This is a genomic window from Bacillus taeanensis (genome assembly GCF_003318295.1).
GTDB classification, from domain to species: Bacteria; Bacillota; Bacilli; order Bacillales; family UBA6769; genus Maribacillus; species Maribacillus taeanensis.
In genome coordinates this window covers 52,400-78,110 of the sequence record NZ_QOCW01000023.1, presented here as the reverse complement: position 1 = coordinate 78,110, position 25,711 = coordinate 52,400, and the positions used below count along the sequence as shown (strand labels likewise).

At 34.5% G+C, this 25,711-nt stretch carries 29 protein-coding genes and 1 pseudogene; 11 read left to right on the top strand and 19 right to left on the bottom strand.

The genetic code is table 11. The features are described from left to right. Nucleotides 1–1,276: 1,276 nt before the first annotated feature. Nucleotides 1,277–1,429 (bottom strand): hypothetical protein, encoded by a 153-nt coding sequence (locus DS031_RS23820; RefSeq protein WP_181833223.1) that lies wholly within the window; start codon nt 1,427–1,429, stop codon nt 1,277–1,279. Between the two features lie 432 nt (nt 1,430–1,861). Here DS031_RS23820 and DS031_RS17980 point away from each other — a divergent pair, with 432 nt between their 5' ends. Continuing rightward, nucleotides 1,862–2,305, top strand: a complete 444-nt coding sequence (locus DS031_RS17980) for a JAB domain-containing protein (RefSeq protein WP_113807447.1) — start codon at nt 1,862–1,864, stop codon at nt 2,303–2,305. Nucleotides 2,306–2,596: 291 nt separating this feature from the next. Here the strand turns inward: DS031_RS17980 and DS031_RS17970 are convergent, their stop codons facing one another. The 3 genes from DS031_RS17970 to DS031_RS17960 form a co-directional block, all read right to left on the bottom strand. Then, nucleotides 2,597–2,845 (bottom strand): hypothetical protein, encoded by a 249-nt coding sequence (locus DS031_RS17970; protein ID WP_113807439.1) that lies wholly within the window; start codon nt 2,843–2,845, stop codon nt 2,597–2,599. Between the two features lie 115 nt (nt 2,846–2,960). Beyond that, nucleotides 2,961–3,251, bottom strand: coding sequence for a helix-turn-helix domain-containing protein (locus tag DS031_RS17965; RefSeq protein WP_113807438.1), 291 nt, complete (start codon nt 3,249–3,251; stop codon nt 2,961–2,963). 95 nt (nt 3,252–3,346) lie between these two features. Further along, a complete protein-coding gene (locus DS031_RS17960) occupies nt 3,347–3,679 on the bottom strand; it encodes a YolD-like family protein (RefSeq protein ID WP_113807437.1) in 333 nt (110 codons plus the stop codon). A gap of 288 nt (nt 3,680–3,967) precedes the next feature. Between DS031_RS17960 and DS031_RS23380 the strand changes: the two genes are divergently transcribed. Further along, nucleotides 3,968–4,159 carry a hypothetical protein gene (locus DS031_RS23380; RefSeq protein WP_142675796.1) on the top strand — a complete coding sequence of 64 codons (192 nt, stop codon included), beginning with the start codon at nt 3,968–3,970 and terminating at the stop codon, nt 4,157–4,159. Nucleotides 4,160–4,168: 9 nt separating this feature from the next. Here DS031_RS23380 and DS031_RS17955 read toward each other — a convergent pair. After that, a pseudogene (locus DS031_RS17955) lies at nt 4,169–4,412 on the bottom strand (IS1595 family transposase); the annotation flags it as partial. After that, complete coding sequence (locus tag DS031_RS17950; protein ID WP_113807436.1) at nt 4,412–4,564, bottom strand: aspartyl-phosphate phosphatase Spo0E family protein; 153 nt, start codon at nt 4,562–4,564, stop codon at nt 4,412–4,414. The gene DS031_RS17950 and the pseudogene DS031_RS17955, both read right to left, overlap by 1 nt. A gap of 169 nt (nt 4,565–4,733) precedes the next feature. On the opposite strand from DS031_RS17950, the gene DS031_RS17945 reads away from it, so the two are divergent. The 4 genes from DS031_RS17945 (at nt 4,734) to DS031_RS17930 (ending at nt 7,788) form a co-directional block, all read left to right on the top strand. Further along, on the top strand, nt 4,734–5,228 hold the full coding sequence (locus DS031_RS17945; RefSeq protein WP_113807435.1) for a hypothetical protein: 495 nt from the start codon (nt 4,734–4,736) through the stop codon (nt 5,226–5,228). A 740-nt stretch (nt 5,229–5,968) separates the two neighbouring features. Next, nucleotides 5,969–6,793, top strand: coding sequence for an ArdC family protein (locus DS031_RS17940; protein WP_113807434.1), 825 nt, complete (start codon nt 5,969–5,971; stop codon nt 6,791–6,793). 230 nt (nt 6,794–7,023) lie between these two features. Continuing rightward, entirely contained in the window at nt 7,024–7,512 is a 489-nt protein-coding gene (locus tag DS031_RS17935) for a hypothetical protein (RefSeq protein ID WP_113807433.1), read from the top strand. A gap of 15 nt (nt 7,513–7,527) precedes the next feature. Further along, entirely contained in the window at nt 7,528–7,788 is a 261-nt protein-coding gene (locus DS031_RS17930; RefSeq protein WP_113807432.1) for an RNA chaperone Hfq, read from the top strand. A gap of 400 nt (nt 7,789–8,188) precedes the next feature. Here DS031_RS17930 and DS031_RS17925 read toward each other — a convergent pair whose 3' ends face one another. After that, nucleotides 8,189–8,632, bottom strand: a complete 444-nt coding sequence (locus DS031_RS17925) for a hypothetical protein (protein ID WP_113807431.1) — start codon at nt 8,630–8,632, stop codon at nt 8,189–8,191. 265 nt (nt 8,633–8,897) lie between these two features. Here DS031_RS17925 and DS031_RS17920 point away from each other — a divergent pair, with 265 nt between their 5' ends. Next, nucleotides 8,898–9,119, top strand: a complete 222-nt coding sequence (locus tag DS031_RS17920) for a helix-turn-helix domain-containing protein (protein ID WP_113807430.1) — start codon at nt 8,898–8,900, stop codon at nt 9,117–9,119. Between the two features lie 196 nt (nt 9,120–9,315). Here DS031_RS17920 and DS031_RS17915 read toward each other — a convergent pair whose 3' ends face one another. The 7 genes from DS031_RS17915 to DS031_RS17885 all read right to left on the bottom strand — a co-directional run bounded on the left by DS031_RS17915 (nt 9,316) and on the right by DS031_RS17885 (nt 16,459). Further along, nucleotides 9,316–10,944: a hypothetical protein gene (locus tag DS031_RS17915; RefSeq protein WP_113807429.1), complete on the bottom strand. Its 1,629-nt coding sequence runs from the start codon at nt 10,942–10,944 to the stop codon at nt 9,316–9,318. An 18-nt stretch (nt 10,945–10,962) separates the two neighbouring features. Next, a complete protein-coding gene (locus DS031_RS17910) occupies nt 10,963–11,523 on the bottom strand; it encodes a hypothetical protein (protein WP_113807428.1) in 561 nt (186 codons plus the stop codon). Nucleotides 11,524–11,545: 22 nt separating this feature from the next. Continuing rightward, nucleotides 11,546–12,673, bottom strand: a complete 1,128-nt coding sequence (locus DS031_RS17905; RefSeq protein WP_113807427.1) for a lysozyme family protein — start codon at nt 12,671–12,673, stop codon at nt 11,546–11,548. Between the two features lie 22 nt (nt 12,674–12,695). After that, nucleotides 12,696–14,594 carry a VirB4 family type IV secretion system protein gene (locus tag DS031_RS17900; protein ID WP_245947527.1) on the bottom strand — a complete coding sequence of 633 codons (1,899 nt, stop codon included), beginning with the start codon at nt 14,592–14,594 and terminating at the stop codon, nt 12,696–12,698. Between the two features lie 128 nt (nt 14,595–14,722). After that, entirely contained in the window at nt 14,723–15,379 is a 657-nt protein-coding gene (locus DS031_RS23815; protein ID WP_181833222.1) for a hypothetical protein, read from the bottom strand. A gap of 507 nt (nt 15,380–15,886) precedes the next feature. Next, nucleotides 15,887–16,168, bottom strand: coding sequence for a hypothetical protein (locus DS031_RS17890; RefSeq protein WP_113807425.1), 282 nt, complete (start codon nt 16,166–16,168; stop codon nt 15,887–15,889). Between the two features lie 66 nt (nt 16,169–16,234). Beyond that, on the bottom strand, nt 16,235–16,459 hold the full coding sequence (locus DS031_RS17885; RefSeq protein WP_342767263.1) for a helix-turn-helix domain-containing protein: 225 nt from the start codon (nt 16,457–16,459) through the stop codon (nt 16,235–16,237). Nucleotides 16,460–16,602: 143 nt separating this feature from the next. Between DS031_RS17885 and DS031_RS17880 the strand changes: the two genes are divergently transcribed. Further along, on the top strand, nt 16,603–16,995 hold the full coding sequence (locus DS031_RS17880; protein WP_113807424.1) for a helix-turn-helix domain-containing protein: 393 nt from the start codon (nt 16,603–16,605) through the stop codon (nt 16,993–16,995). Between the two features lie 243 nt (nt 16,996–17,238). Here DS031_RS17880 and DS031_RS17875 read toward each other — a convergent pair whose 3' ends face one another. The 4 genes from DS031_RS17875 to DS031_RS17860 all read right to left on the bottom strand — a co-directional run bounded on the left by DS031_RS17875 (nt 17,239) and on the right by DS031_RS17860 (nt 21,249). Beyond that, nucleotides 17,239–17,817, bottom strand: coding sequence for a response regulator (locus tag DS031_RS17875; protein WP_113807423.1), 579 nt, complete (start codon nt 17,815–17,817; stop codon nt 17,239–17,241). Continuing rightward, nucleotides 17,799–19,193: a sensor histidine kinase gene (locus tag DS031_RS17870; protein ID WP_113807422.1), complete on the bottom strand. Its 1,395-nt coding sequence runs from the start codon at nt 19,191–19,193 to the stop codon at nt 17,799–17,801. Before DS031_RS17870 ends, DS031_RS17875 begins: the two co-directional genes overlap by 19 nt. A gap of 5 nt (nt 19,194–19,198) precedes the next feature. Beyond that, on the bottom strand, nt 19,199–20,173 hold the full coding sequence (locus DS031_RS17865; RefSeq protein ID WP_113807421.1) for an alpha/beta hydrolase: 975 nt from the start codon (nt 20,171–20,173) through the stop codon (nt 19,199–19,201). Between the two features lie 449 nt (nt 20,174–20,622). Further along, on the bottom strand, nt 20,623–21,249 hold the full coding sequence (locus DS031_RS17860) for a hypothetical protein (protein WP_113807420.1): 627 nt from the start codon (nt 21,247–21,249) through the stop codon (nt 20,623–20,625). 367 nt (nt 21,250–21,616) lie between these two features. Between DS031_RS17860 and DS031_RS17855 the strand changes: the two genes are divergently transcribed. The 3 genes from DS031_RS17855 to DS031_RS17845 all read left to right on the top strand — a co-directional run bounded on the left by DS031_RS17855 (nt 21,617) and on the right by DS031_RS17845 (nt 24,893). Then, nucleotides 21,617–22,768, top strand: coding sequence for a hypothetical protein (locus DS031_RS17855; protein ID WP_113807419.1), 1,152 nt, complete (start codon nt 21,617–21,619; stop codon nt 22,766–22,768). Between the two features lie 273 nt (nt 22,769–23,041). Next, the gene (locus DS031_RS17850) at nt 23,042–23,755 is read left to right on the top strand and encodes a hypothetical protein (RefSeq protein ID WP_113807418.1); all 714 of its coding nucleotides are present in this window, start codon (nt 23,042–23,044) and stop codon (nt 23,753–23,755) included. A gap of 415 nt (nt 23,756–24,170) precedes the next feature. Then, entirely contained in the window at nt 24,171–24,893 is a 723-nt protein-coding gene (locus tag DS031_RS17845) for a hypothetical protein (protein ID WP_113807417.1), read from the top strand. A 516-nt stretch (nt 24,894–25,409) separates the two neighbouring features. Here DS031_RS17845 and DS031_RS17840 read toward each other — a convergent pair. After that, nucleotides 25,410–25,706 carry a hypothetical protein gene (locus DS031_RS17840; RefSeq protein ID WP_113807416.1) on the bottom strand — a complete coding sequence of 99 codons (297 nt, stop codon included), beginning with the start codon at nt 25,704–25,706 and terminating at the stop codon, nt 25,410–25,412. Between the last annotated feature and the right edge of the window lie 5 nt (nt 25,707–25,711).

Sequence of the window (25,711 nt, the reverse complement as noted above, 5' to 3'; positions counted from 1 at the left end):
AATTTAACATTTTGAACCTGATTGTTTTGTTTAGTTTGACATATTGAATGATGAATAACAAACAGCCTCCACTTTACATGGAGGCTGTTTGTCCGATAAAAGGAGAATTTTAAAATTGTTTGATGGATCTCCAATTAGTCTTCAGGTTCTGTGAAGGGAGTTACGCTATAGTATTCGAGGCAAATCCTTCATTAACTGAGTGTGACATAATACTCAAATATGGTACGATGTGGAAAGATTAATCGCTGCCATTTTACCATTTATTGTGTAATCAAAGCCCTGTTTTTTTATGTGCAAAACAAAAAGAGAACCTCGCAAAGATCCCCTTTTGCATACTCTTATTGGTGTAGCTAAACTTGCGTCATAAGAAATAACTTTGACTATTTAGTGACCATTTAATCATAAAATATAATAAAGAGATTGCATAGGTTATTTACCAAAAATAAACAAAATCTTAACCTTCTTTACAATTGCAAAACGGATTGGCTTGAACAGCTGGATTTATCCAATTTTTTCACTAAAAAGAAGCCTCCCTTTTTTGGTAGGCTCTAAACAAGGAGTAAAGAAATTTAATGATGAAAGGAAAACTTTTCGTGGATTATTTTGATTGTAGCATGCTTTAATTCGACAAATGCTGATGCTGTCACGTTTTTTACCATCTTTTTTACAGTTGAGTTTAGTAGAGATCGATTTGAATGGAAGTTTTTTTGAAGGAGAAGAGTAAATTTCAAACTTATAACAGAATGTCAAAACTATTCCATATTCTAAATGAAGTCTTCTACATTTTGCTATTCTAAAGATGGACATAGGTAGTCCCTCTCTTTTCGTCCCCCTTTTTAAATAACATGGATGCCGCGCTGATAGCGTGGTGTTTTTTTGTTTTGAGTCCGTATTCATTGTACAGAATTTTATCGCTTGTTCACAGTTTTCATAGCTATTTAAGGGAAGTTGACAAGGTATGAAGGAGGCGCTAGAATAGGATCTCTATTTCAATACATGGAAGGATGGATGATTGTTCTTCGAGGCTGCGAATTTGATTGTTCAGGTCGGGATGTTGGTTGTGGCTATTCTTGCGTATCTACAGAGCAGGAGAGAGTGAGAAATGAGTTCGGTCCAATAATCTGGTGAATCATCCAGTAATAGAGTGTGATTAATGACCGAAGGTATGCTTAAGCATGTGTTTTTTTGGCTTTAGGCCCATTTAAACAGTTTTTTACGCCTTTATGATTATATTGTTAAGGGTACGGCGCCTACATTCCGAAGCTTCCTGTGCTGCTTACTTAAAGTCTGTATCGAATGAGCCGAAAAGTGTAAAAGAACGGAAAGCAACTGAAAGCAATAGGTACTTTCCTCCTGTTGTCGGAAAGCGTGTCGCCTGCATTGCTCGGCTCCAAAGGATTGCAGTTTCTAGTCGGACTGCAGGGGACATCGAATCCCCTGCAATCCGACTGCATCAAAGCTTGCGCTTAGGATGCAGTACGCTCTTTTTCAGCCCGAGGTGGTTTCATGGAAGTACTGCAGGCTGATTAAATTCGCTTGATGGGTGCTCCAGCCAGGGTATTTCCTTCCTTTGTTCTCCTTATTTTAATTTTCAGCTTATCACTCGGGAAGGGCGTGCGCGGATCGAAAGAAATGGGGAAAGCCAAGTCGGCTAAGCCAGCGTAACCTTGCCAATAACGCAAGCTAACGCTGACTAAGTCATTGGGCTTCCCTCCATTTCTAACGGCAAAGCGCAAAAAGCCGGCGCTTTGCCTACTCGCCGCTTGCGAGTGCGCTTCTTCGTGAGCGCACCCTTCCCCTTCGTTTTCGCTGAAAATTCCTTTCTTGTCAAACAATGAAAGGAGATGTTTCCACTATGGAAATGGAAAAAATTTATGAAATTCAGCGAATTAAACAGGTGATTCAGGAGTTTGATGGAGGAGAGGAGCATGTGATCCGCACGCCGCAGGACGCAGCGAACATTGCCTCTCAGTTTATTGGGGAGGACGACAGGGAAGTTTTTTTCGTCATGTGTCTGAATATGAAAAATCGCGTTGTCGCTGTTCATCGCTGTCATGTTGGTTCGTTGGATGCAAGTATTGTGCATGCGAGAGAAGTGTTTAAGTCTGCGATATTAAACAACAGTGCCTCGATCATTTGTTCCCATCAACATCCTTCCCAGATCACGTTACCCTCTAGCGCCGATGTTGAGATTACGAAACGGCTGCATGAGGCCGGTGAGATCATCGGGATTAACGTGCTCGATCACATCATCGTAAATGCAAACGCCGAGTATACAAGTTTGAAAGAAGAAGGATACTTATAAGTTTCAGGGAAGGAGATGATTCTCCTTCCCAGTTTTTCTTTTTTATCGATGCTTTTGTTAAAAGGAACATCGAATTCCTTTTAACAAACAAAACCTCTTCAGTCCGCAGCGCATCGAGCCCTTGCAGACTGACTGCATCACAGCGATTGCTGTGATGCAGTGGGCCACTTTTAGCTTTCTTCTTTCAGGATAACGCATCTTTACATATACCTCTTCATTACCTTTTATTTCTTTAGCACACTTAGCACACCTAGGTGTTACTTTAAACATTTGTTATAAACCTCTCCAAAGTTATTTAATGATAGATAGAAAATGTTCTTTTTCTTTCTTATCATTTCGAAGTTTTTTAACAATGCCTTTTTGAGTTAAGTAGTTTCTTATATCAGCATCTTGAAAAATTCGTTCATAGTAAAGAGCGTCATCATATTTTTCTTTAAACCAATTTTCATTTTTGAGCTTTTTCACGTTGCGCTTGAATTGTATTTCATCTGGGCTCATACCTATAAATAATCCAAATAGAAAGTCTACAATTGTTCTCACTTTTTCACCTTACAATCTATGATTAACCTGCTGCTAAATAGTTAACAGGAAGAAGGGGCGTCGAAATAAATTCAATCTTATTGCAATATTGGAGTGGTTGAATAGGGAATTGAATTTAATCCCCTATTTTTAATAACCATTCGCGTAATTTAGACTTTGGAAAATAGGTTTTTCCATTTAGAGAGAGATGAGGAATGTCCGAATGCTCCTGTATTAATCGTTTTGCATCCTCTTTTGATACGCCAATATAATGGTGTACTTCACTTTCTTTAATCAGTTTCTGTTCATCATCTTCATCTAAACGGTCAAATACATTTTTTGCACTTGGGTTGTTAAAATTTTTTAAACCTTCTCCGATAAAATATCCTGCCGCAGCAATTCCAACAGCTAATATGAAAAATTCCATTTTAAATCCTCCTACTTATAAAGAAAAATGATAGTATGTAATATTAATACAGTTTATTATTCTACGAATATCTATTGCAAGAAGTTTCGCCTGTTTCAGTTAAATTGAACGTTGATGATATCATGAAATTTTAATCTGTAGAAATCACCAAAATGGTCTTGGATATGTAATGTTTTGTTCATTTCGTCTAGGAAATGGACCTTTCCTACAAGTAATTCAAATTTCCCATTCTTATAATAGGTAGATGTTAGCTCCTGGTTAAATGTCATTGCCTCGCAAATGGTTTGTTCTATTTCTTCTAACTGTTGCTGATCGAGTTCTGGTTTTTCTACTTTATCCTGATCTTTATACAGCTGACTCAGCATTGTCTTGTGTTCAGGCAGCATCATCGCCATTTTCCACTTTTTTGCCCCTCGGTCATGTATCATGGCTGTTAACCTCCTTCATTAGCGTTTACTAATAGTTTATACGAAAATACGTTCGCTTAACAGTGTTTTAGTACGTATGTTCTTATATGGTGTGAAGACGATGATGAATTTGTAGAAGGATTATGAAAATGATGTATTTTGGAAAGGTAAGCAGTTAGAGGAAATGTTTTTTACAATGTTAATGTTAAGCTGTTTTCATAAACTTTGTTGTTTTTGAAACTTCTTTTAAAGGATATGGTATTTTATGCTAAAATTAAATAGAGTTAATGATTTGGAGGGTAGATATTCTTGAGTGAACAAACGGCTAAAAAATTAAAACTTGGCTATCATATTTTTATAACTTTATTTGCAATGGGGATTATTATATCTTCAGTCTTAGGATACGAAGAAATGGAAAGAGCAACAATGTATATAATATTAGGTATAATTATCGGTATGGGGAGTGTATTCCAGATTTTTAAAATTGCTAAAAACCAATAAAACCTCATACGAAACACTACGCAACAACTCAATTGTTGTATAATTTGATTTTTGACAAGCATCAAATAAAAGTTGTCTCACACGTTCAATTTGTGAGCAACTTTTTTTGCTTTGTTCAAGGTATTTAAACCAATATAAATAGTTATCAAAATATTTTGGTAGTCACGCCTTGAAAACGCTCCATAAACTGCTTTAAACGCTTGTGATACGCATTGACGTGTTGGAAAATAGATTTCTTCACATATATTCCTTTTATTTGGAAGATTGTTCTTTTTGTGCTTCTAATATGAGGGAATCTAGTTCTTGACTAAGCTGTACGACTTCTTTATTTGTAAAATCCCCTTTTTCTAGGGCTTTTTCGATCATTTTAGAACGTACTTCTTCAATTGATTTGATTAGTTCCACCTATATCCCTCACTATACTTATTTACGCACATGACGTTTATTGTACATGATCTGTTTTGTAAAATGCTGTCGGAATGTGTTGGTAAGGGTTATTTCTGGAAAAAATGTTAATAATGTAAAGTTTTTATGATGCAATTTAGTTAACATTGTTAACAGTGGAGTGGTTAATATGAAAAAGGCAACGAAACATATACTTGATAAGTTTCCTATGCTGGAGGGTAAATTAGAAGCTTATCAAAATAGGGATTCGATCAAAGATGTGATGGAGCCTTTGAATGATGTGGAAGAAACCTTTTTAAAATTGGTCTGGTTTTTTGAAAATCCTGAAGATGAAAGTTTTCATTTAGGGTGGCTTTATCGCGATCTTGATGATGATTGGTTGGAGTTTGCATTAGAGCTGATTGCTTTTTACTTTAGGGAAGATACGTATTTAATTAAGAATCCGTCTTTTTCTCTGATTCGAGAAGGAGATGACTACTTGAATCAGACTCAGTTTGCCGGTTATTTAGTTGAGAATAGATTGAAGTATGATCGAGTGAAGCTGAATGTTTATATGAAGAGAGGAAAGATTCCAAAACCCGATATTAAACTTTCGGGACAGGGGTATTGGTCAAAGTCTACTGTTGAACGTTTTTGTGAACAAGAAAAAGAAAGATTATTCTAATGTAAGGAAGTTTCCATTTGAAAGAGCTAATAAAGCAGCTTATTAGATCATGAAGTGAAGGGATCATCATTTTATTCTAACTAACAAGCGAGGCTTTCTCCTCGCTTTATTTTATTTATTTTTAAATCCTTTAAAATTCTTTTAAAAAGATGAAAGGATAAGAATTTCAAAAGCTTTCGTTGGGGTCACCACAAGGGTCTGCTCATAGGCTGATAAAGCAGCAAAAAACGCTGCCTCACATCCTATGGCATCTCGCTTCCCCCTAAAATTCCCGATAACCACGGACTGTACGGCTGCGCCTACATGCCGTAGGTTCCTGTGAATTTCTTAACGGGTGAACGATGACGGAAAATAGTTTGAAAGCTATATCGGAGAAGATTGAAAGTCGTATCAGAGAAGATTGGAGAGCAGACTATGTCTGCTTTTTATTATGGGCTTTTCCGCCCTTTCGCCTTCCGTACGATAACACTCAGGAGCCGAGCTAAGCTCAAAGCGTGCCGGGTCCCGTATGCCCTACACGTTTTCGCTAAGTCGGCGAGACGCTTTGACAAGGGAAATCACATTTTTTGCAAACGGCGTAAAAAATATGATTTTCGCTGAAGCGACAGGCCCTTGTCAAACCATCTATCCTTCCTGTTCTGTCCTCCATGTCGAAAGGACAAAAAAGCTTCCCTTTCGGAACTCCTGACGGAATCCGAAAGGACTCCAAAGCTTTTAAAAAACAAAGGAGGACGAGCAAAATGGCATCTGTTTATGAAATCGTTACAAACAAGATCATTGAGAAGCTTGAAGAAGGTATGATTCCGTGGCGCAGGCCGTGGACGAATGCTGGAGCTGTCAACTGGAAAACGCAGAAGCCGTATCGAGGGATTAACGTGATGTTGTTAGAGTCTGGAGAGTATGCAAGCTTTAAACAAATTCAAGAGGCCGGCGGCAAGGTGAAAAAGGGAGAGAAAGCTCATATTGTAGTGTTTTGGAAGTGGTTAGAAAAAGAAGATGAGGAAACAGGAAAAATAGAAAAAATTCCAATGCTTCGGTATTTCAAAGTTTTTAATATTCAAACCCAGGTTGAAGGATTAAAAAGCAAACGAAAAACGGAAACCTTCCAGCATAACCCCGTGGAGGAAGCTGAAAAGATCATCAAAGGTTATCAGGATGCACCAAGATATACATTTATGTCTGGGGAAGCGTATTACCTGCCATCACGCGATATTATTAATGTACCGCCGATGAAAGACTTTCCCAATGTAAATGAGTATTACAGCACGATGTTTCATGAAATTGTGCATTCAACAGGGCATGAGAGGCGACTGCATCGCCAAGGTATTATTGAACCTGCAGGGTTTGGAAGTGAAACGTATTCCCGTGAAGAGTTGATTGCAGAAATGGGCGCCGCAATGCTCTGCGGTGTGTCCGGCATTGATAACAGTACGATTGATAACAGCGCTTCTTACATTAACAGCTGGCTGCGAAAGTTAAAAGAAGATTCTCGTCTTGTCGTGCAGGCAGCTGCAAAAGCACAGCATGCAGCCGATTATATTTTAGGTGTTACCTTTGAAAAGTAAAAAGCCATTCGAAAATAACGAATGGCTTCCCTAATAAAGCATAGAGTAGAAGGGAATTGTCCCTTCCCTTCTACTTCATTTCATTATAACACGAATAGCGAAAACGTTTTATGGTTATCAGATTGACAGGTTTACGTGCTTAAGGATGGGCAAAATGAACTGATTTTTCTTGAAAAACGATTCGGTTGCTGATTCCCCAGCAATCGAATAAAAAATGGAGGAATCGAAACATGAAAACGTGCCCTTATTGCGGGAAAGAAGTTCAGTCCTACAAAGGAAATTACTATTGTGATTTTTGTACAATGGTGGTGTACTGTAAAGACGTCCAAGAGGAAGGAAAAAGGAAAAATTTAATGCCTAATCACCTTCCCGATCTTGAAGACGTAAAAAAATCAACGCCTGAATTGATGACTTATTCAACAATTGAACTGTTATATATGCTTAAACTAGCAAGAAAAGAGAGAGCCACTGTATACGGAAATCGATATACATTTATCCAAGCTCGTAAACTGACAGAAGATCCACACTTCCAGCAAGGAGAACAGCAAATGTATCAAGAATATGAGTATTATACTCGTAAATGTTTTGTATTAGAAAATTTGATCAGGGGACGCCTTGGCTATTATCCTCAAAAATTAACGGATTCCTATCTTCAAAACTTAGCTGAGAGAATGGAACAATCAGCACAAAAACCGATGGTTATTAAAAATAGCAGTTAAAGGAGTGGGCATATCATGACGACCCAAGTAAAAAAAGAAGCTCATGCGACACAAAAAAGGTTATACGCGAAGTTTTTAAATCAATCGGTTAAGGTTTATCTTAATAGTGGACGATCCATAGCTGGAAAATTGATTGAGTATGATCAGTTTACGCTTTGTATGAAAGTGAAAGGATACGAACATCTGGTGTACAAACATCACATTGAATTTGTGCGCCCTTATATTGAAGAGGTTGACAGCAAAAAGAAAAAAACAGAAGAAGAAAAAGGCAAATAAAAGAATTTTATTTGCCTTTTTTGTTTTGAATAGTGTTTGAGAAATGCTTTCTGATGCAGTGATCTCTTGCTTTCTTGTGTTATTCTCTTTCACTGCAGAGTTATTTTCACAAGATCACATCATGAAATAAAAAATTTTATGGAAAAATGTGAGGAATATGGAATACATATAATAAACAAAAGCTATATCCATCAGCTTAGCTGCTTTTGTTTGCAACTATCATTCTAGGACTTTTGCAGCGTTTTTCACGCTGTTTTTTCTTTTTTTCTATGAAAATACTGCATATAGAACACCTGCAGCAATGGTGAACATGATCATTTTTTCTTTAAGAGTAAATAGGCATTCCTTCACTACATAGGAATTGTAACTTCCTTTGACTTTAACCAGCTTAATCCTTCTTTCATCCGATTCGTATTCGGATTCCTCCTGGCTTTCCAATAATTCGTTGACTGGTAAAAACCTCCCCATCTCGTCTCGCAATCTTTCCTGAAACTCCATTTTTTCTTTCATCTGATTCTGATCTTGTTCTTCTTTCAATAGTTTGGCTAACATCTTTACCAGCTGCTTTTCGTCTATTGTCAGCATAGACGTCCCCCCTCTTCTCTTTTTCCAAACCACTCTTATGAAGCCAATAATCCCATTCATTCAGCAGCCATTTAGGTGAAGGGAGAGAGACGTCTCTCTTTTTATACGCGTGTAAAACTTCTTGAAATTCTTTGGAATGTGCAGCAGTAAATAAAGCGCATCGAATGATCTGACTACGATCAAGTTCTGTTGCATGAAACAATGAATCTACATACTGTTTAAAGTTTTCATGATATCGAACAGTTGGACGATAGACCATGTTTATCGTCTCTCCATATTTAATTCTTTATTTAAAATGGCAGATAATCGTTGTTTTCCCTCTTTTGTTAGGTAGACGTCCTTCCTCTGAATCAGTAGTAATGCTAATTCTTTTGTCATGATGCTCCCTCCTTTGCTTTATGACGTCTTGTTTGACGTCTTAATACAAGGTATGTATGACTGTTTGTCCAATATCTCATTTTTTTTCCCTTGATTAAAAAAATGAGATGTTGGACAGACTATTTCTTAAAAGGAGGAATCAGTCTATGCTTTGGGGTGGTAAGCCAAGGTCACGATTTGGAAAATGGTTAGATAAGAATGAAATTAATCAAATAGAACTTGAGCGTGCTTCGAAGTTAAGTAGTGGAACGGTTTCTAAACTTTGTAATGATAAACAATATAGACCTAAGCTTGCTACAATCCATAAGTTAAATAAGGGTTTGGGGAAAATCGGGAAAAACATTGATGTTGAAGACTTTTTTTGTTAGCAACTTTGATTACTGATAAAAAATGTACGGTGCAAAAGTGTCATACCAGTAAAATTAACTTTGAATGGTGTATCTTAATTTAAAAATTTCATTTACCATACTATATTTAAAAATATATTCGTTATTTAGAATTAACTATCCCTTTTAAAATCATTTTAATTCAGTATGTGAAATTATAAGATCACCTCCATACTTTTTATAATTCTTCAATCAGTTTGATGATGTCATGGCGTTGCTGTTCTAAATTTTCCAGTTCTTCTTGTTTACTTTTTAACATTTCTTCTTTATTTGGCTCCTTGTTTTTTTTGTCTTCTAATTTAGTTTCTTGAATCTGAACTTCTTTTTTCTTTTCCTCGATTTGCTTATCGAAATTTTCTAAGGTTTCATAATAGGAAGAAACAATTGATTGTGCTTCTTGCAATATTCCAACCTGTTTTTGGTATTCCTCGCTGCCATCTGATTTTTTTTCAAAATCAGTTATAAATTTTTCAAGATCGTCATCATTGTTTGTTAGATAAAAAGCTTTGGCAATTGCATAAGCCCTTCTTTCATTAAATCTGCTTAAATCTTTGTTGGCAATCAACACTTTATAGTCATCGTTTAAGTCAGCTAAATCGAATGTAAGTACTTTAGATTCTACCTGGTTTACCAGTTGTTCTAGATCGATTTTGTTGTCATCTTTAACGAGCGAATCTCCAATCGTATAAGCGCTATTTTTATCTGTTGAGATCGCCTTAATATATTTTCGTTGTTCAATATACCACTTCGTTAACATTTTTTGATCTTCCTTAGATAAATTCTTATAACCGATGCTATCTAGTTGTGCATATGCTGTTTCTTTCTCTCCATTGATATAGTTGATGTAGATTTTTTTTATCTGAGCTTCGTTTTCTTTTGCTAATGCTGTTTGATCGTTTCCTTCAAAATTTGTAAAACCGTCTGTTAAAAAGTAAGTAGTCAATAACACAACTACCAATGGAACCAAGACAGCTATCCCAGTAGGGGATGTTAATTTATCTAATAAAGTTTTCTTTTCTTTAAACTTTTTAGCGTTTGCTTTTTGGGATTCCTCCAACAGTTCCCTTTTCAACTTATCCGATAAGGATAAATTTTCGGGTTTGTTTACACTTTTCTTTAACCCCCATTTATTCAATAATGATCGTTGTTTTTTTGATTGATTTTCCTCATATTCTTTTTCTGCTGCAATTTCAATAAGAACTAAAGCTTTGTCAATCACAATCTCGGTTTCATCTACACTTCTTGCTTGAAGAATATCTTCAATGAACTGATAAGTTTCTTGTTTCTTTTCAATGAAATCAACTTTAGATGGTTTTTTGACAATGACATTATTGAGCGTTGTAAGGGATAAAATAATTAGCTCTTTCAACCCATCCAGTGCCGTTTTATGTGAAAAGATTTCCATACCGTCAAATTCAAAAAGAAGAGCTTGGATCTTTCTTTCTCCCATATTGATGAAGAAATTACTTGCATGCCATAGAATTTTAATCTGCTTTTCTTCTGAAATTTTTGCAATTTGAACAAGTGTTTTTAATAAAGGAATAACCTCTTCGAACTTTAATTTTCGTATACTCATAAAGTTCACACAATCTCTTAGTTCATAAGAAAAAAGAAAATGTGCTCGCAATTCACTAATCGAGTTAGCAAAAGCAAAATATTCACTATAATTTAATTCTTCAAGATTTTGTTTATACAACTGTTCTAATGCTTCTCGATCTTCTGTTTTAAAACGATTGACGGGCATTGAGTACACAATATTATTCTTTGAAACTTCTATTTCACCAAAACGGTTTGCTTGATTTTTCATGGTATCAACTCCTTTGTCCTACTCCACTAGAACATCAAGTTCAGTAAATTCAGATATTAACCAAAGGTCATCTTCATTTGATACTCTTACTTTGCCTAAAACTTTTTGATCCGTTGTATTTTCACCGATTCTAAAGCTTGTATTCGCTTCATACATCGCAGCATAATTTCCGTCTACTTCTTTCACATAAATATCTAAAGAACGTAAACTCTTTTCAAATTCAACTAAATCGTGTTCATCTCCCCCAGATTCAACAGGCTGTTCTGTACCGAAAAACTGTTCACTTAATTCATCTGTCATATTCTTCTTCACTTGATCTTCAATGACATGACGATCTTTTTCTGTGTACCAAACGGTTAAAAACCTCTTAATCGCATTTTCCATTTCGCCCAATTCTGATTTGTTGGGAACTGTAACGGTCTTACTTGTGCTACTAGATTCCTGTTTTGTTGTATCATTGCTTAAAGGCTGTTCATCAACATCATCCTTTGAATCAGGAAAAATCCATAAAACGATAATTGAAGCTAATAAGATAACTGATACGGTAATAAATAGCACATGAACTTTTTTAAATTTCATCTAAAGCCCCCTCGTATTTTGTTTATAATCCGAGAATTGACTTAGGATCTTGAAAACCTCCAAATTTCTCCCTCCGTACTTCGAGATGCAAATGTGGTCCCGTACTCCTACCTGTTGAACCACAAACACCGATTTGTTGTCCCAATGTCACTGAATCCCCGACATTGACGCTTAAACTCGATAAATGAGCATACGCTGAAAATAGACTTTGTTCATGCTGCACAATGACGATATTTCCATATCCATTCTGTACCCCTGAGAACACGATTCGTCCGGCAGCAATTGATCGAATAGCCGTTACATAATTAACGCAGCCAAAATCAATTCCTTTATGCATACTTCCTTCACCTGTAATCGGGTCTATTCGCAGGCCATAATCACTTGTCATTGTCATCGTTCCTGCGATTGGCATGGCAAAGTTCCCATCCCCAGCAAAACCCATAAAGTCCCCATCGCTTTCTAAGATCACTAAATAATTTTTGACTTTATCTAAATAATATGGATCCCCGTAGCAAGCGTTCCATGCTTGAGCTTCAGCATCATATCGACAAACCCCCGTATAAACACTTGAGGCATATTGAGGTTTTTGTTTCATCTCTGCAGAAAACTCGAATCGTTTTTCCAAAGTAGGCTCTTTCCCTTGAATCCAAGTTGCAAAGCCAATTCCATAGTTATACGACTGAATTGCCACATCCAGGTTGTTATTTGATGTTGTTAAGACATTCTTAAAGTGCTTCACACCATATTTTATCGAGACGTTAGGATCAGTAATGACTCCCATCTTGCCCCCACTCATCGATTCTGAGGACTGAAAAATATCTCCGTTTGTTCTTGCAATGTTGCCACCACTTTCTTGTTGCAAGATGGCAAGAAGAACATTAGCCATAGATGTATCAAGCCCTTGATTCACCAATTCTGTTTCTATAGCGCTTTTAAATTGCATCACTTGTGCTGAAATACCCTTTACATTGTACTGAGGGGTATTCACGATTTCATCGTCTTGAAAGATTGACATGACGAAAAGGACAATGAACACAAGAAAGGCAATGAATAGTACCACGAGTCCGACGGGAAGAGTACCCACAGAGGTCAAAGCTTTCCCTCCGGCCATCTTTCCAACCTCTTTTAATGCGGCATTACTTTCAGCCAAGCTTCTCCCCCCTTAACAATCTCTATTGCTCTAACACTTTATAGTTTTTCTTAAACCAAAGTTCTTCTTCGATATCCGTTAGAAACACCTCCATTTTGACCTTACTCGATCCGACATAGAAAAAGCCTTTACCTGAATCAGATTCCTTGAGCCCTTCTTTAACCGTTAAAAAACTCATTTCGTCTTCACTTAAATTTAGATTCATATGTTCGTTTACCATTTTTACCTCTTGGGATTTCATTCTTAGGTATAACTGCTGAACGGATTGTAATATGACGGCTTCGCCATAGTTTCTGTGCTGGGTTTTGGCAGATAAAAAATCAGCAAGTGACTGTGTCGCGCAAACAATTGCACAATTAAATCCACGTAATACTTTCATCATTTCAAATAGATATTCCATGGCAACTACGACATTTGGGTCGGCTAAGTTATGGGATTCATCTACTACTAAATTCGTGTCTTTTCCATCCCCGTTAATGATTTCATAGCGTTGACTGGCTAAAATATTGAAGTAAGCGACCCTTTTTACCTTTTCAATTTTTGCTATTGGTTTTATATCGTAAACAACTAAATTACTCTTTGTATCAACGTTTGTATGACCGTTAAAAATGTTTTGGTAGATTCCTTTTGCATATGCTGATAAAGTTTGATGAAATTCTTCCAAAATATCATATCGTTTTCGGTCTTTATTTTTTAAATCTGAAAGAAAATTGTATAAATCCAGCATAGTTGGCATATCCGTTGGTTTGAGCTTCTTGATGTCTGTTTTTGGCGTGATAGAAACAGGCCCGAAATCAGGTGAAGCATACAAATCCAATAAAATTTCTGACAAAACATCTTCCTTTAGATCTGTCATGTTTCGATACATTAATTTGAACATAATGATAAGAGTAGAGATCTTATCATAAAGTGCATTTGTTTCTACCGTATTCCCTTCGTCATCTGCCTGGGCAGAAACAACCGGAATATCAAAAGGATTAATAATCGTATCGCCATCTAGTTTAAATTTGATCCATTCGCCACCAAGTTTCTCAAAAAGTTGACCATATTCCCCCTTAGGATCAATTGCAATAATTCTTTCATTTTTCATATATTTTCTTAGCATATAAGTGATTGTAAATGTTGATTTCCCCGATCCACTAATCCCTAGAATAAACATGTGTTTATTAACTAAAAAACGATCTTCAACTTTTACAATATTGCCAGTGGATATGTTTGTACCGTAGATTAGACCGTTTTCATGATAAATTTCATTTTCATGAAAAGGAAAAAAATAAGAAACAGCTTCACTGGTCATCGGTCGATAAGTCAGATCATAGACTTTGTTGTTTACAAAGGGAAGAAAACTGTCAAATGCTTCTTTTCCTCTTAATCGTGGATAAACCAATTTACAAATAGATCCTGCCTTTGATCGTACTAATTGAGACAGTGAATCGAGTTCTTCTTTGCTGCTTGCTACAATGTGAATTAATAATTGAAAATAAAACATTCTTTCGTTCTTTATTGAAAGGTTTCTAAGCAACATTTCATTGTCTTTGATTTCGGCTTTAGCACGTTCTTTTATATCATCTGTGACAAATCGGGAAGTCACTTTATTTCGATTCTGTTTATTACTTAATGAAATCTGCTTGAGAGCCATTTCACGATCATATTCTTTAAGATATTGCGTCACACTAACATTTTCTGATATTTCGTTTAGATGCTGTATATGATCTTGTGATATGACAGTTTCAAATTCAACTGCACAATAGGTTCGTGTGTAATTCCCACCTGATCGTACATAATTTTCATCTTCATAAAGAGAGTCCGGCGACAATTTATTAAGCAATGGGAGATTGGCATTCATCATTGATTTTTCTAGAAGCTCATCATTCGTTTGATCTTTTTTATTTGAAAAATCTAACCATTTAGGAAATTTCAAAGCTCACACCACCTTAATGTTTTCACTAGTCGTTTGATAGATACACAAGGCTCCATATTCCTTCTTACTACTTTTTGTTGCCTTAAAGGCAACAGGAGAGCCTTTAAGGCGTTTATATGAAGTCTCCCTTAATAGATTGTGTACTTTTCTTTTTCCTTCCAGCTTTCACTCATCTCTGTATATTCTTTGTCGCTTACTGTTAAAAAACTATTGAAAGGCGAAGACATTTCTTTATTTGTTTGTGCACTTTCATAATCAATCGCCATATACAGCAAATCTTCTAAAGCAGCATTATCAAGAATCGTTGTTTCCAGCCGATAACGTCCATACAGCATATTTTCAATTTGTGCTTTTAAAGTTTCTGCATTCCGATCAATTGTATTTAAGCCTTTACTATTGTTTTTAGCCGACAAGATGACATATCGCTCTCGACTAACCATATTTTTCGATTTTTGAATTTGCTGAATTTTATTTTTATAGCTTTGACTAAGAAGTCGTTTGTTTACATCACGTTCCTTGTTCATTGCTTGTTCAATATCAATTAAGTAGTTTTTCAAATCGACAGGTTGAACAATCTGATTGATCTGAATATCAAAAAACTCACGTGGAATATCATTTAAAAACGTTTGATAAGACTCGAATACTCTTCCTCTATCCGATGGTGACATCAAAGATACATTAACAGTTGATACCTTAAGAACTTTCACAAGACGGTTATCTAACGTTTCATAACACCCGTTTGTGATGTTAAAAATTCCTAGTTTTGCACGAATATCTTGGCTCAAATGAATATTCACCTCTTTCGTAAAATGAAAGGTCTTCTCACGTTTTATGAAGTTGATTTTATTTAAAATTTTGTTCCATTGATTGACGTTTCTACGATCCGTATCTTTCATGCTTAATAACGCAATAGAGAATAAAAATGGAATAAAAGCAATAACTAGTGTAACGGTGTTTAGGAGATGTGTTTTATGCAAAATAATCAGAGTCAAAATCGTCAAAAGAAGAAAGGGGGCCGAATACAGAACATCTATAAAACGAATGTTGCCGATAATGTATCGGCTGGTATCAAAATGTAGGTTTAATAAGACTTTCCCCTTTTTTTTCATTTCTTCACGAGCCATTTCAGCAGAGTATTCTTGCATAAATATCATCAACTTCTTTCTAAAAACATTTTAAAAAGAAAGATAGACTATTCTCCACCTTTCTTTTTAAGAGGTTTCTACTAAAATTTTTTAAACTTATTAAGTACACTATTGTTTGTCATCTCCATTCCCATAAAACACCAGACCTTATGTGTTTGTTTGAACGAATGCAATGATCGCTTTTGCAAGAAGGAAACTCGTGAAAGCCATGATACTAACGACAAGTCCTTTCTGGAACTTCTGTTTTCCTTCTTCTCCACCAAATGCAGCCATTAAAGCACAAAATAAGATACCAATACCAAAGATTGTAGCCCCTAGATTAAATATGTTGCTGAAAATAGCATTGATTAATTGCTGCAACGAATCAAAAAGCCCTGCACCAAGAACTAAGTTATTTGGCGATAAAGAGTCCAGTAAATAGTTTTTCATTTGCTTCACTCCTCGTTTTTAAAAAAATTAAGAATGTGTAAAGAATCAAATGACTTCCATCTCCTCTTATGGTTTTAAATCTTCTAAACTGTCCTCATCCTCAATAACCCCTTCTACTGTGATCTCCAATGCTTTAGCGATTTTCATAATCGTTTGATGAGTAGGATATCTTCGACTCCCACTTTCAATTTGAGAAATGGTCGGCTGCGGCACTCCTGATTTTTCCGCAAGCTCAAATTGAGTCCATCCTTTCTCCAATCTCTTTTTCCTGATTATGTTGATAATGTACACCTCCTTATTTCCATTTTATTCATTTAGTAATAATAATTCAATGTTTTTATTCGAAAACGAATAAAAATGATAATAAAGAACCATCACTACTTTTTTCTGATATGATTTAAATAAAAATAATTAGCGTTTGGTGAGTGAAAAATATGAATAAGTTTAACAAGGAACTTGGAGAAAAAATTCATAAATATCGCAAAGCAATAAATATGTCAACAACTGTACTGTCTGAACTTTCAGGGACCTCACAAAGTACAATTAGCAAAATTGAAAATGGTTATTCAACAACAAATATTGAAACACTCATAAAAATTTGCAATGCGCTTGGGATCACGATTAAGGACCTTCTACCCCCAGATGCTTTTAAAAACCAACTAGAAGTTGCCGATGATCCTGAAATTAGCCAACTTATGAGTTTGGTTCGTTCTTTAACATCAGAAGAAATTCGTTTGCTTATAAGCATACTTTCGAAAATCAATAAATTGTCTAGTCAAGATCGGGAAGCTCTTAAATCCCTCCTTTATTCGTTAATGAATAACTAACAAACTGGAAATCATCTTGTGTAGTGACCACCTTTAATTCGAAAATGAATAATAAATATTTATCTACATCTTACAATTCTCGACAATTTTAAGGGAGGGTTAAAAAGATACCCCTCCCCAAATTAAAGATTTTATGATAAAATTTTTAATTTCTATTATTATGAACTCGTTTTATTAAATTTTTGTTACCATGCGGAAAAAAAAAAGCAAAATAAATTGAAGAGTTAGCTTAGAATTGCCCCTTCAATTTATTTTGCCTTTTATCATTTTTAAATGCTTTTTTATTGTTTCCACCGACTTAAATAACTTCTCAGCTATCTGCCTTTTGTTTAATCCCTTCTCTTTGAGGTCATAAACTTCACGTTCTGCAGGTGTTAACACTTTTGCTTTTCTTTCTTTTCTAAGATTATTAAGTACAGTTGAAGAAACATCAGAATGAAGACTAACTTTCCCTTCATATGCTTCTCTAACAGTCATTGGAATATCCTTATAAGATGTTTTAGTAACGTAATTCATAGCCCCTTTGTCAAAGGATTCTAGAATGATTTCTTCTTCATCCCAGGACGTTAACATGATAATTTTCATTAACCCTTTATCATATAATTGACTGGCAACATCAATCCCACTTAAGTCGTTTTGATCTTCAGAGAGAGTTAAATCTAGCAAGACGACGTCAATATCCGAATGCGATACTTCTAATGCTTTTTCTTTTGTGTATGCTTGGTAAACAACAGTAATATCCACTTCTTTCCCAATGTATTCGGATAGCAATTGCATCCAAACAGGATCATCTTCCACGATCATCAATCTAATTTTGTCCATAAGCTCTTTTCTCCTATCGATTTAGAATTAGATTGTTGGTTTATTTTAATATCAATAATTCTCTTGGTCGGAAGTGACAATGTAAATGTTGTACCTTGGTTTACTCGACTTTTTATCGAGATATCACCACCATGTTTTTGGAAGACATTATAACAATAAGTTAAGCCTAGACCGTAATTTACTTGCTGTTTTTTTGTTGAATAAAAAGGGTCTAACACAAGAGAAAGTTTATCTTTTTCGATACCTTTTCCGGTGTCTGTAAAATCTATGTAAACTTTTCTACGGGCTTTATAGGTTTTAATCAAAATTACGCCATGCCCATCCATTGCTTCAATCGCATTTTTAATTATGTTGATAAAGGTTTCTTGTATCTGTGCAGCATCTCCGAATATTGTGGCATCAATCTCATACTGTCTAATAATGTTAATGTCTGAATGTAAATTTAAAAAAGGTTTGAGTAAGCTAATTGCTGAATCTACGCTTTTGATGAGCGAAAATTCAGATTCTTTAAGATTTATAATGTCTAACTTGCTCTGAATACGTGTTGAAAGTTCTAAAACATGATTGGTTGAATTTAACACTAAATCAAGTTTTTCAGAAGAATCTTTGTCTGGGGGAATATTTTCTTTTAATTGATTAACTAATAAATCAATTTTAGCTATTTCATTTTTTATCGTGTGATTCAATAGCCCTGTTCCAGAGCTTACAGCTTTCATTGTAGAATCACGTCTTTCTTTCTCAACTCTAATTTGCACACCAAGAATTCCATACTTAATAGCGAAATACATAAATACTAGAAATTGCACACTAATCATCCAAGGGTTGTACTTCCAAACTTCTTTAATGCCAAATGCTTCTAAAATAATGTTTGTAACCAAGGCAAAAGAAAACATTGGTACTACAAGTAAACAAGTTAATACTTTCCTTTTTTTGATAGCCGGTCTAGTTTCTCGCCATGCGGAATAAATTAATAAGATATTTGCTATGACAACGTATGGTACAACCCATATCGATAAAATAACATAATTTACTTTGAATTCTGGATATACCTGAAAAAGAGAGTACATTATAATGATGGGAACAAGAAGCAAAAGTTTGTATATTTTTTTCGTCTTATTTATTTTAATAAAATCTGAATAGACTAAACCAAAAATCAACATTCCATATGGCGTAAAATAATGCCCTACAGATGAAAAAAAACCATCTAGAAATAAAATCCATTCAGGACGATTTAAACCCTTACCAAGTAAAACTCCTATTCCACCGAATCCTCCGAAAAATCCTATACAACTTGCCCATCTAATTTTTTCGCTTTTAGGATTCCTAAAAAACAGAATGGAGCTCCACAACCAAAGTAACGTCACCATTACAATCATAGCACTTACCCCTTTATCTTATTTTGGAGAAATAAAAGGGTGTCTGTTGCAATCTTCCTACGCTGAAGGACAATACCAGCATGTCCACATTTATAAACATACCTTTTCGGTCTTCCCCAAGACTCCCATAAGTAATCAGCATCTTCAATGTCCACATATTGATCATATTCTGCAGAGATTAGTAGAATATTGTCCTTTTTCATTTTTGGAATCGTCTGGCTGGGCTCTGTAATCTTCCAATATTTCACTAAATCATTGTAGCTTACACCATGATGTTCTAAATCTTCTTTAATAAATTTTCCAGGTTCAGTATTCCATATCGAATAAGAAAGTCGGTTGGAGTAAAATATGCTAACTAATGCATCAATTTGAGGTTCAAGGGTAGCTGTTAAATTCGTAATAAACCCACCTAAGCTAACACCTATTATGAATACGGGTCCGTTTTTGTTGTTCTTAATCCACTGGATCAACGTTCGTAAATCCACAACGGCTTGTCTAGTTGATTGAATCGTCCGATGGATATTAGCGCTTATCATATACTCTCCACTATACAGTGACTTCTCTGGTTTCCTTTGAAAATGGTAAGGAAGAGGAAAATAATACATATTCCATCCCAAAGCATTCATAATCCGATTGTGAAACATTTTCTCAATACGATCAAAAGTTTCCATTCGCCAACCATGTACAAAGATGACATTAGGCGCATCTTCATTTTTATTTAAAAATACCTCTCCTGATACGTGATCATTAGAGGGGTTACCAGATGAAATCAAACTTTGGAATTCGAATGTTCCAACATTATAGTCCTTTTCCAAACAGTGCATTTTGAAAGAAACATCGGTAGGCTGCACTTTGTAAAAAGTTTCCCGATCTGTCATTCTAGGTATCGAGGTAGGAAGAGAGGAATATTGAAACTCTTTGCTGCGAGTCTTATGTAAACTATTTAGGGCATAACGATCTATAATCCTTGAAAAGATCAAATTCATGTACCCCCCAACTGCTTAAAAGATAAATATTAGATTATAAGCATCTTTGACTATTTTGTGTTTTTATAGTTTATTCGTTTTATTTTTCCTTTTTTCTTCTGTATGGTAACAAAAACTTAGTAAAACGAGTTCATAATAATGGAAATTAAAAATTTTATCATAAAATCTTTAATTTGGGGAGGGGTATCTTTTTAACCCTCCCTTAAAATTGGCGAGACTTGTAAGATTTAGATAAGCATTTTTTATTCATTTTCAAATTAAAGGTGGTCAATTTTTCATTTTGTGTAATCAAACTTTTTTACCTTCTCACTCAACTACTCAATTTTTAAAAACTACATTACAGGTAACCATTTCCAACTCCAATAGAAAAACACGAAAACAAGATAAAATAAGCATTTTTACCAAGTACATTTAATAAATCAATTTGAATTTTACTTTTTTTATCAATTTAGATCCTGGCAAATCTGAGAAGCTATAAGATTTAAATAAAAACGGTATGATATATTCATTTCACTAGATTTTTTTTTGATAATATTTTTTAGATCCTTGCCGAAGGTTAAATATAGAAGTTCTTTCTCTTCAATCTCAAAAGATTTAACTGTCAATTCTTTATTTAAAATATAGTGAGCAAACAGACTATTTATAGAGATAGCATTTTCATCGCAATATGTAGAAATCTTACTTTTAATTTCTTTATCTAGCTTAATTTGAATGTAATCTTTTTCTATGTTAAATTCTTTATCTTCGTTTATGTCATTGTTTGTTATAAAATGATTGTAGTGAGTATAAAAGTAATCACAAATCAAATAACCCAAGAACACCCTTTTTGAAAGTCCATACCTATTTATTTGATTAATTTTATCATTAAACGCATCATTGATTGTTATGGTGGTTGCATAATTTAACTGAATTGATACTTTTAATTGTTCAATTTCATCTAAAGTATAAGCACGACTTAAAATATCAGATAAGGCAATCGAGATAATATTTCTTTTACTAGTACCCATCTTTTTCGCTGATATTTGTATAAGATGATTAATTTCTTTATTTATGAGGATATTTAATTTCAAGACATGTCCCCCTTATCTAACTAAATTACCTATTTTCTTTAATTGAAAATTTTGCTATAATTTAAATTAAAGAAAAATGGAATTGGATTAATTTATATGTAAAAGATAGCATGTAACTGCTTTGAATTGCAAATATAATTCTAAAAAAATGAAAAAATTCCCTGTTACCCACACAGTTTTATTTGGTAAAAGTTTGGCGACGGATACCAAATAAAACTCCCCAAGGATAGAACAGAGAATTCTTATTCACTATTAATATATACATTTGTGTTTAAATTATACCATGTACATACTTAATTGTGAAGAAGAAACCTCTATTCTTTTCCTGTAATTTTTTGGGTGCACGGAAAAAATGGAGGTATTTTTTATGTTCAAAACATGGAAACAATTTCTAACATGGGAAAAAGCTTCTCACGATACTATTGATTTTAAAACGATCTATGTCGATGTTGTTGGAAAACGTGGTCTTGTCGGCAACAAAAAAAATAAAAAAGGTGAAATTGAAAATGGAGATATCATATCAGGTCTCCTACTTTCCCAAATTGTATATTGGTATCTTCCAAACAAAAACGGTGAGTCTAAGTTAAAAGTAAAAAAACATGGACACCATTGGATAGTCAAGAAAATAGATGAATGGTATGACGAAATTCGTTTAACGCCTGCTAATTATCGAACTGCAATGAAACGTTTAGAAGAAGAAGATTTAGTTATCAAAAAATCAATGAAAGATCCATTTGACCGTGATCATCAAAAAACAGCCACCCATATTCGTTTGAATATTCCAGAATTCATGAAACGTTTAGGATTAATTTTGGCTGCTCTTGAGTCAGATGTTCATGACGTTGATGACGAAGATTTTAATGAATATATTGAGGAGCAAATGAACGCTGAATCCTTGTCCCCGTTGGGAAATGTTGAATCAACAATTCCGGATGAGCCCTTGTCCCCGTTGGGAAATGTTGAATCAACAATTCCCATAGGAAATGTTGAATCGACAATTCCAGGAAATGTTGAATCAACACGTCCTTTATATAAAGAGAGTACCTTTAAAGAGAATACTTCTAAAAAGAATACTTATTATTCATCATCATCTATAAATAGAAATAATACTAAAGTTTATAAAGAAACCAAAAATAGAAAAGAAGATGATGATAAAAAATTAAATCAAATTATTTCATCTCATGATGGAATTGCCTTAGAAGCACTGTACAACTTGTTATTACATAAAGACGTTTCTCACGATAAAGCTAGAGATACAGTACTTACTTGCTGGAATAATAGAGTGATAGAGTTTTCCTTGGAAGATGTGCAAAAACAATATGATTGGATGATGGATAAAGAACGTAATGGGGAAACAATTAATTCTTGGCCAGTTTATTTTGCTAATGGACTTAAGCATAAAGCTGAGCAGACACTACTAAGCAACAATCATTATCGAAAAAAACTTCGTGAGCATGAGTCAAATCGAGAAAACAGTTATAAAAGGGAATATCCTTTTTATAACTGGATTGAAAGCTAAAATAGAGCCCATTAAGGACTCTTCATTTAGAAGATAGCAACGGATCACCCTAAATAAACCTTATTTTCGCTCTCTGTGCGTTTTTTGGTAGCAACCCATGCTTTTCTCCTTTTCAAGGTGAATAAAACCTTGCTACGGGACTGCTATGGCTTTTCACGATGATGTTTGGTTAATACAAGGTTGCTATATCCTGATTGGATGCCAGCACTAGGTCATAATAAAAATAATATGGTCAAGGGAAACTGGATTTCTAAAAAAGGAGGGTTTTATCCTATGGCGATATGGTGTGCATACTGTAGAAGATCAACCGTAAACATCAAAACGATTAAGCGACCTGAAAACTTTGTTAAAAGATTTGATAAATATATTCATGTGTGCCTGTTTTGCATAAAAGAGAATGGTCTGGAAGATATACCTGAATATAATCCTAATGAACTCCAAAAATTTATAGATGCAATGCAAGACAGAGCTATTATGCCATCAATTATTTCAACAGCAGATGGAGAAGAATTTCTAACTTTCCAGGATGGAAATGGTTATTTGTTAAGTACGAACAAACTGGATCTAATAGCAAGGGAATTGATTAAAACGCTAGAATTAGATGGACTAGATAAATTTGTTAAATCAAAAAATATAGATACATATTTAAGTCACCATTATTTATCTGATCCAGAAAATGAAGGAAAGTATCTAATCCCATTCGATAAACTAAATATTAACAGAAAACTATTTAATCCTCTTAAAAATTGGAGTTGTACTTGTGGAAATTGTTCAATAAAAATGTTAAGTAAAGACGGTGGAGAGTATTTTACTATAAATCCGTATTGGCCATTTGAAGGCAGAACAGAAAGAGCTTGTTCAGAAGGCTGTATGAAGGTAATTGCGAAAGATAAGGTTTTGAATTGGATACATGAAAAAGATTATAAAAAATATTTTGATTTAGAAAAATTGGATACCAGAATTATGCAAATTATTAAATATGCTTAATAGGTCGATTGTTTTCTAAATTAATAGATAAATCAAGCATAAATTAGAAAAGTATCCTTCAGAGACTTTATTTTCGTTCTCTAGCCGTTTTTTGATAGCAACCCCTGCTTTTTCCTTTCAAGGTAAATAAAACTTCTCTACGGGCTTGCTATGACGTTATACGGGTATTATAGCAGCCACACTTGGTTATGTTTGTGTTGCTTTCTTTTGATAGATTTCTTAATGACTAAAATATTTGAGTTCTAGGAGAGATGAGCAATAGAACACCTTTTAAAACGGCATATAGGCTCCGTATGAGACTTTTAGAAAGCAACCTCTGCTTTCTTATTCGAAATAAAAAATAGCTCTCTACAGGGCTGCTATAGGTGCTTAAAATTGATTTGCAAAGAAATTTGAATGAAAGGATGGATGAATAATGGTTACAGCAACAAAGCAAGAAAACAGACTTCAACAATATTTTAAAGATCAATATTTATTCCATCAAAAACAGTGGATGGAAGTAGATCGAGAACTGTTATATACCAGCAGATTAGCGTATTGGACGCATTGGGTTTCGCTTCATATTGATTACATTACATTTAGAATAAAAAGACCAAATTTGACTAAAGAGCAACGTATTGAGCTTATAAATCAGAGAGAAGAATTATATCAGTTTAAAAACTTGGCATTCCTTTTATTGCTACGAAGTAAGTATGCAAAATTAAAAGCTTTTATCCCAAAGATGCATCATAAACTTTGTAGTACGCATAGGAAGTGGTGTTTCGAAAATGATGGAAATAAACCGATTTATTATAGCTTAGAAAATCATGAGCAATTTAAGGAGTGTCCGAACTGTCAGAAAGGAGACAGACACTTCTATTCTTTGTACGCGATTAGAATTAAGCATGAGGATACAAAAACATTTTTTCTGTTTCATACACCTTACTTAATCCTAAAAGATAAAATCCAAGAGGATGTAGAAGATTTGCCTCAATTAAGACGGTTTATAGGGGATATTGGTGTCTCAAAGTTTCATCCTTACCCTAACTTTCGAAAAGGACAAAAACCTCCGTACTATGTTTTTTCGTACGAACTGACAACGAAACAGTTCAAAAAGAATTATGTGAAGTTGAAAAAATATTTTCAAGATAAAAAATAGCAACCCTCTATTTTCTGTTACTATGACCTTATTTCAAGTTGTTCTGCTCTATAATTGATTACTCTATTCACCTTGTTTTCAGGGGGTATGGGGCAAGTGATTATTAGTAATTTCTTTTGAATCTTTCATGGTCAGCTAAAGTTACCTCAACAGAGATTTAAAGGATAGCAATAGATCATTCTCAGAAGGCTCTATTTTCGCTCTCTAGGCGTTTTTTAGTAGCAACCCCTGCTATTATTCCTTCCAAGGTAAATAAAACCCTGATACGGGGTTGATATGGTGTTACATGGATATTGTAGCAACCATGCTTCGTTATATGTCATGTTGCTTTATATTGATTAGATTCTTTAAACAGATTAATGGTTAAAATATTCAATCTCTAAAAGAGGTGAGCAATAAAGCGCCCTTTTAAACGGCATACATGCTCTGTAGAAGATTTCTAGCAAGCAATCCCTGCTATTTATATTTCAAATAAAAAGCAGCCTCAGAGGGCTGCTATGCATGCTTAGAATTGATTTATCTTCCAATATCCAAGAAATCATCATGAATGTCTTCAAAATCATCTGGCTTTTCTTTTGTTTCAGGTTCTAAATGATCGTTTGTTTCTTCTTTTAAGGTCTTTTTTTCAGGCGTAGTAGGAAAAGAGAAGTTTGCTACTTCTCCTTCTCCATTTTCCAGGTGTTGACGTAACAACCGGATAGCCATTCGAATATATTTTGATTGCTGCCTAGACGGCAAAGATCCTAAAAAGTTATGGATGTCCGCATCAACTACCCTGTCATAAGAAAACAACTTTCGTTCTGTCGTGCTCAATTACC

What these genes read in the sequence shown, in the direction of transcription:
- DS031_RS23820 (WP_181833223.1), bottom strand. Translation starts at nt 1,429, where the DNA reads ATGTCCCCTGCAGTCCGACTAGAAACTGCAATCCTTTGGAGCCGAGCA.
- DS031_RS17980 (WP_113807447.1), top strand. Translation starts at nt 1,862, where the DNA reads ATGGAAAAAATTTATGAAATTCAGCGAATTAAACAGGTGATTCAGGAG.
- DS031_RS17965 (WP_113807438.1), bottom strand. Translation starts at nt 3,251, where the DNA reads ATGGAATTTTTCATATTAGCTGTTGGAATTGCTGCGGCAGGATATTTT.
- DS031_RS17960 (WP_113807437.1), bottom strand. Translation starts at nt 3,679, where the DNA reads ATGATACATGACCGAGGGGCAAAAAAGTGGAAAATGGCGATGATGCTG.
- DS031_RS17945 (WP_113807435.1), top strand. Translation starts at nt 4,734, where the DNA reads ATGAAAAAGGCAACGAAACATATACTTGATAAGTTTCCTATGCTGGAG.
- DS031_RS17940 (WP_113807434.1), top strand. Translation starts at nt 5,969, where the DNA reads ATGGCATCTGTTTATGAAATCGTTACAAACAAGATCATTGAGAAGCTT.
- DS031_RS17935 (WP_113807433.1), top strand. Translation starts at nt 7,024, where the DNA reads ATGAAAACGTGCCCTTATTGCGGGAAAGAAGTTCAGTCCTACAAAGGA.
- DS031_RS17930 (WP_113807432.1), top strand. Translation starts at nt 7,528, where the DNA reads ATGACGACCCAAGTAAAAAAAGAAGCTCATGCGACACAAAAAAGGTTA.
- DS031_RS17925 (WP_113807431.1), bottom strand. Translation starts at nt 8,632, where the DNA reads ATGGTCTATCGTCCAACTGTTCGATATCATGAAAACTTTAAACAGTAT.
- DS031_RS17920 (WP_113807430.1), top strand. Translation starts at nt 8,898, where the DNA reads ATGCTTTGGGGTGGTAAGCCAAGGTCACGATTTGGAAAATGGTTAGAT.
- DS031_RS17915 (WP_113807429.1), bottom strand. Translation starts at nt 10,944, where the DNA reads ATGAAAAATCAAGCAAACCGTTTTGGTGAAATAGAAGTTTCAAAGAAT.
- DS031_RS17910 (WP_113807428.1), bottom strand. Translation starts at nt 11,523, where the DNA reads ATGAAATTTAAAAAAGTTCATGTGCTATTTATTACCGTATCAGTTATC.
- DS031_RS17890 (WP_113807425.1), bottom strand. Translation starts at nt 16,168, where the DNA reads ATGAAAAACTATTTACTGGACTCTTTATCGCCAAATAACTTAGTTCTT.
- DS031_RS17880 (WP_113807424.1), top strand. Translation starts at nt 16,603, where the DNA reads ATGAATAAGTTTAACAAGGAACTTGGAGAAAAAATTCATAAATATCGC.
- DS031_RS17875 (WP_113807423.1), bottom strand. Translation starts at nt 17,817, where the DNA reads ATGGACAAAATTAGATTGATGATCGTGGAAGATGATCCTGTTTGGATG.
- DS031_RS17870 (WP_113807422.1), bottom strand. Translation starts at nt 19,193, where the DNA reads ATGATTGTAATGGTGACGTTACTTTGGTTGTGGAGCTCCATTCTGTTT.
- DS031_RS17855 (WP_113807419.1), top strand. Translation starts at nt 21,617, where the DNA reads ATGTTCAAAACATGGAAACAATTTCTAACATGGGAAAAAGCTTCTCAC.
- DS031_RS17850 (WP_113807418.1), top strand. Translation starts at nt 23,042, where the DNA reads ATGGCGATATGGTGTGCATACTGTAGAAGATCAACCGTAAACATCAAA.
- DS031_RS17845 (WP_113807417.1), top strand. Translation starts at nt 24,171, where the DNA reads ATGGTTACAGCAACAAAGCAAGAAAACAGACTTCAACAATATTTTAAA.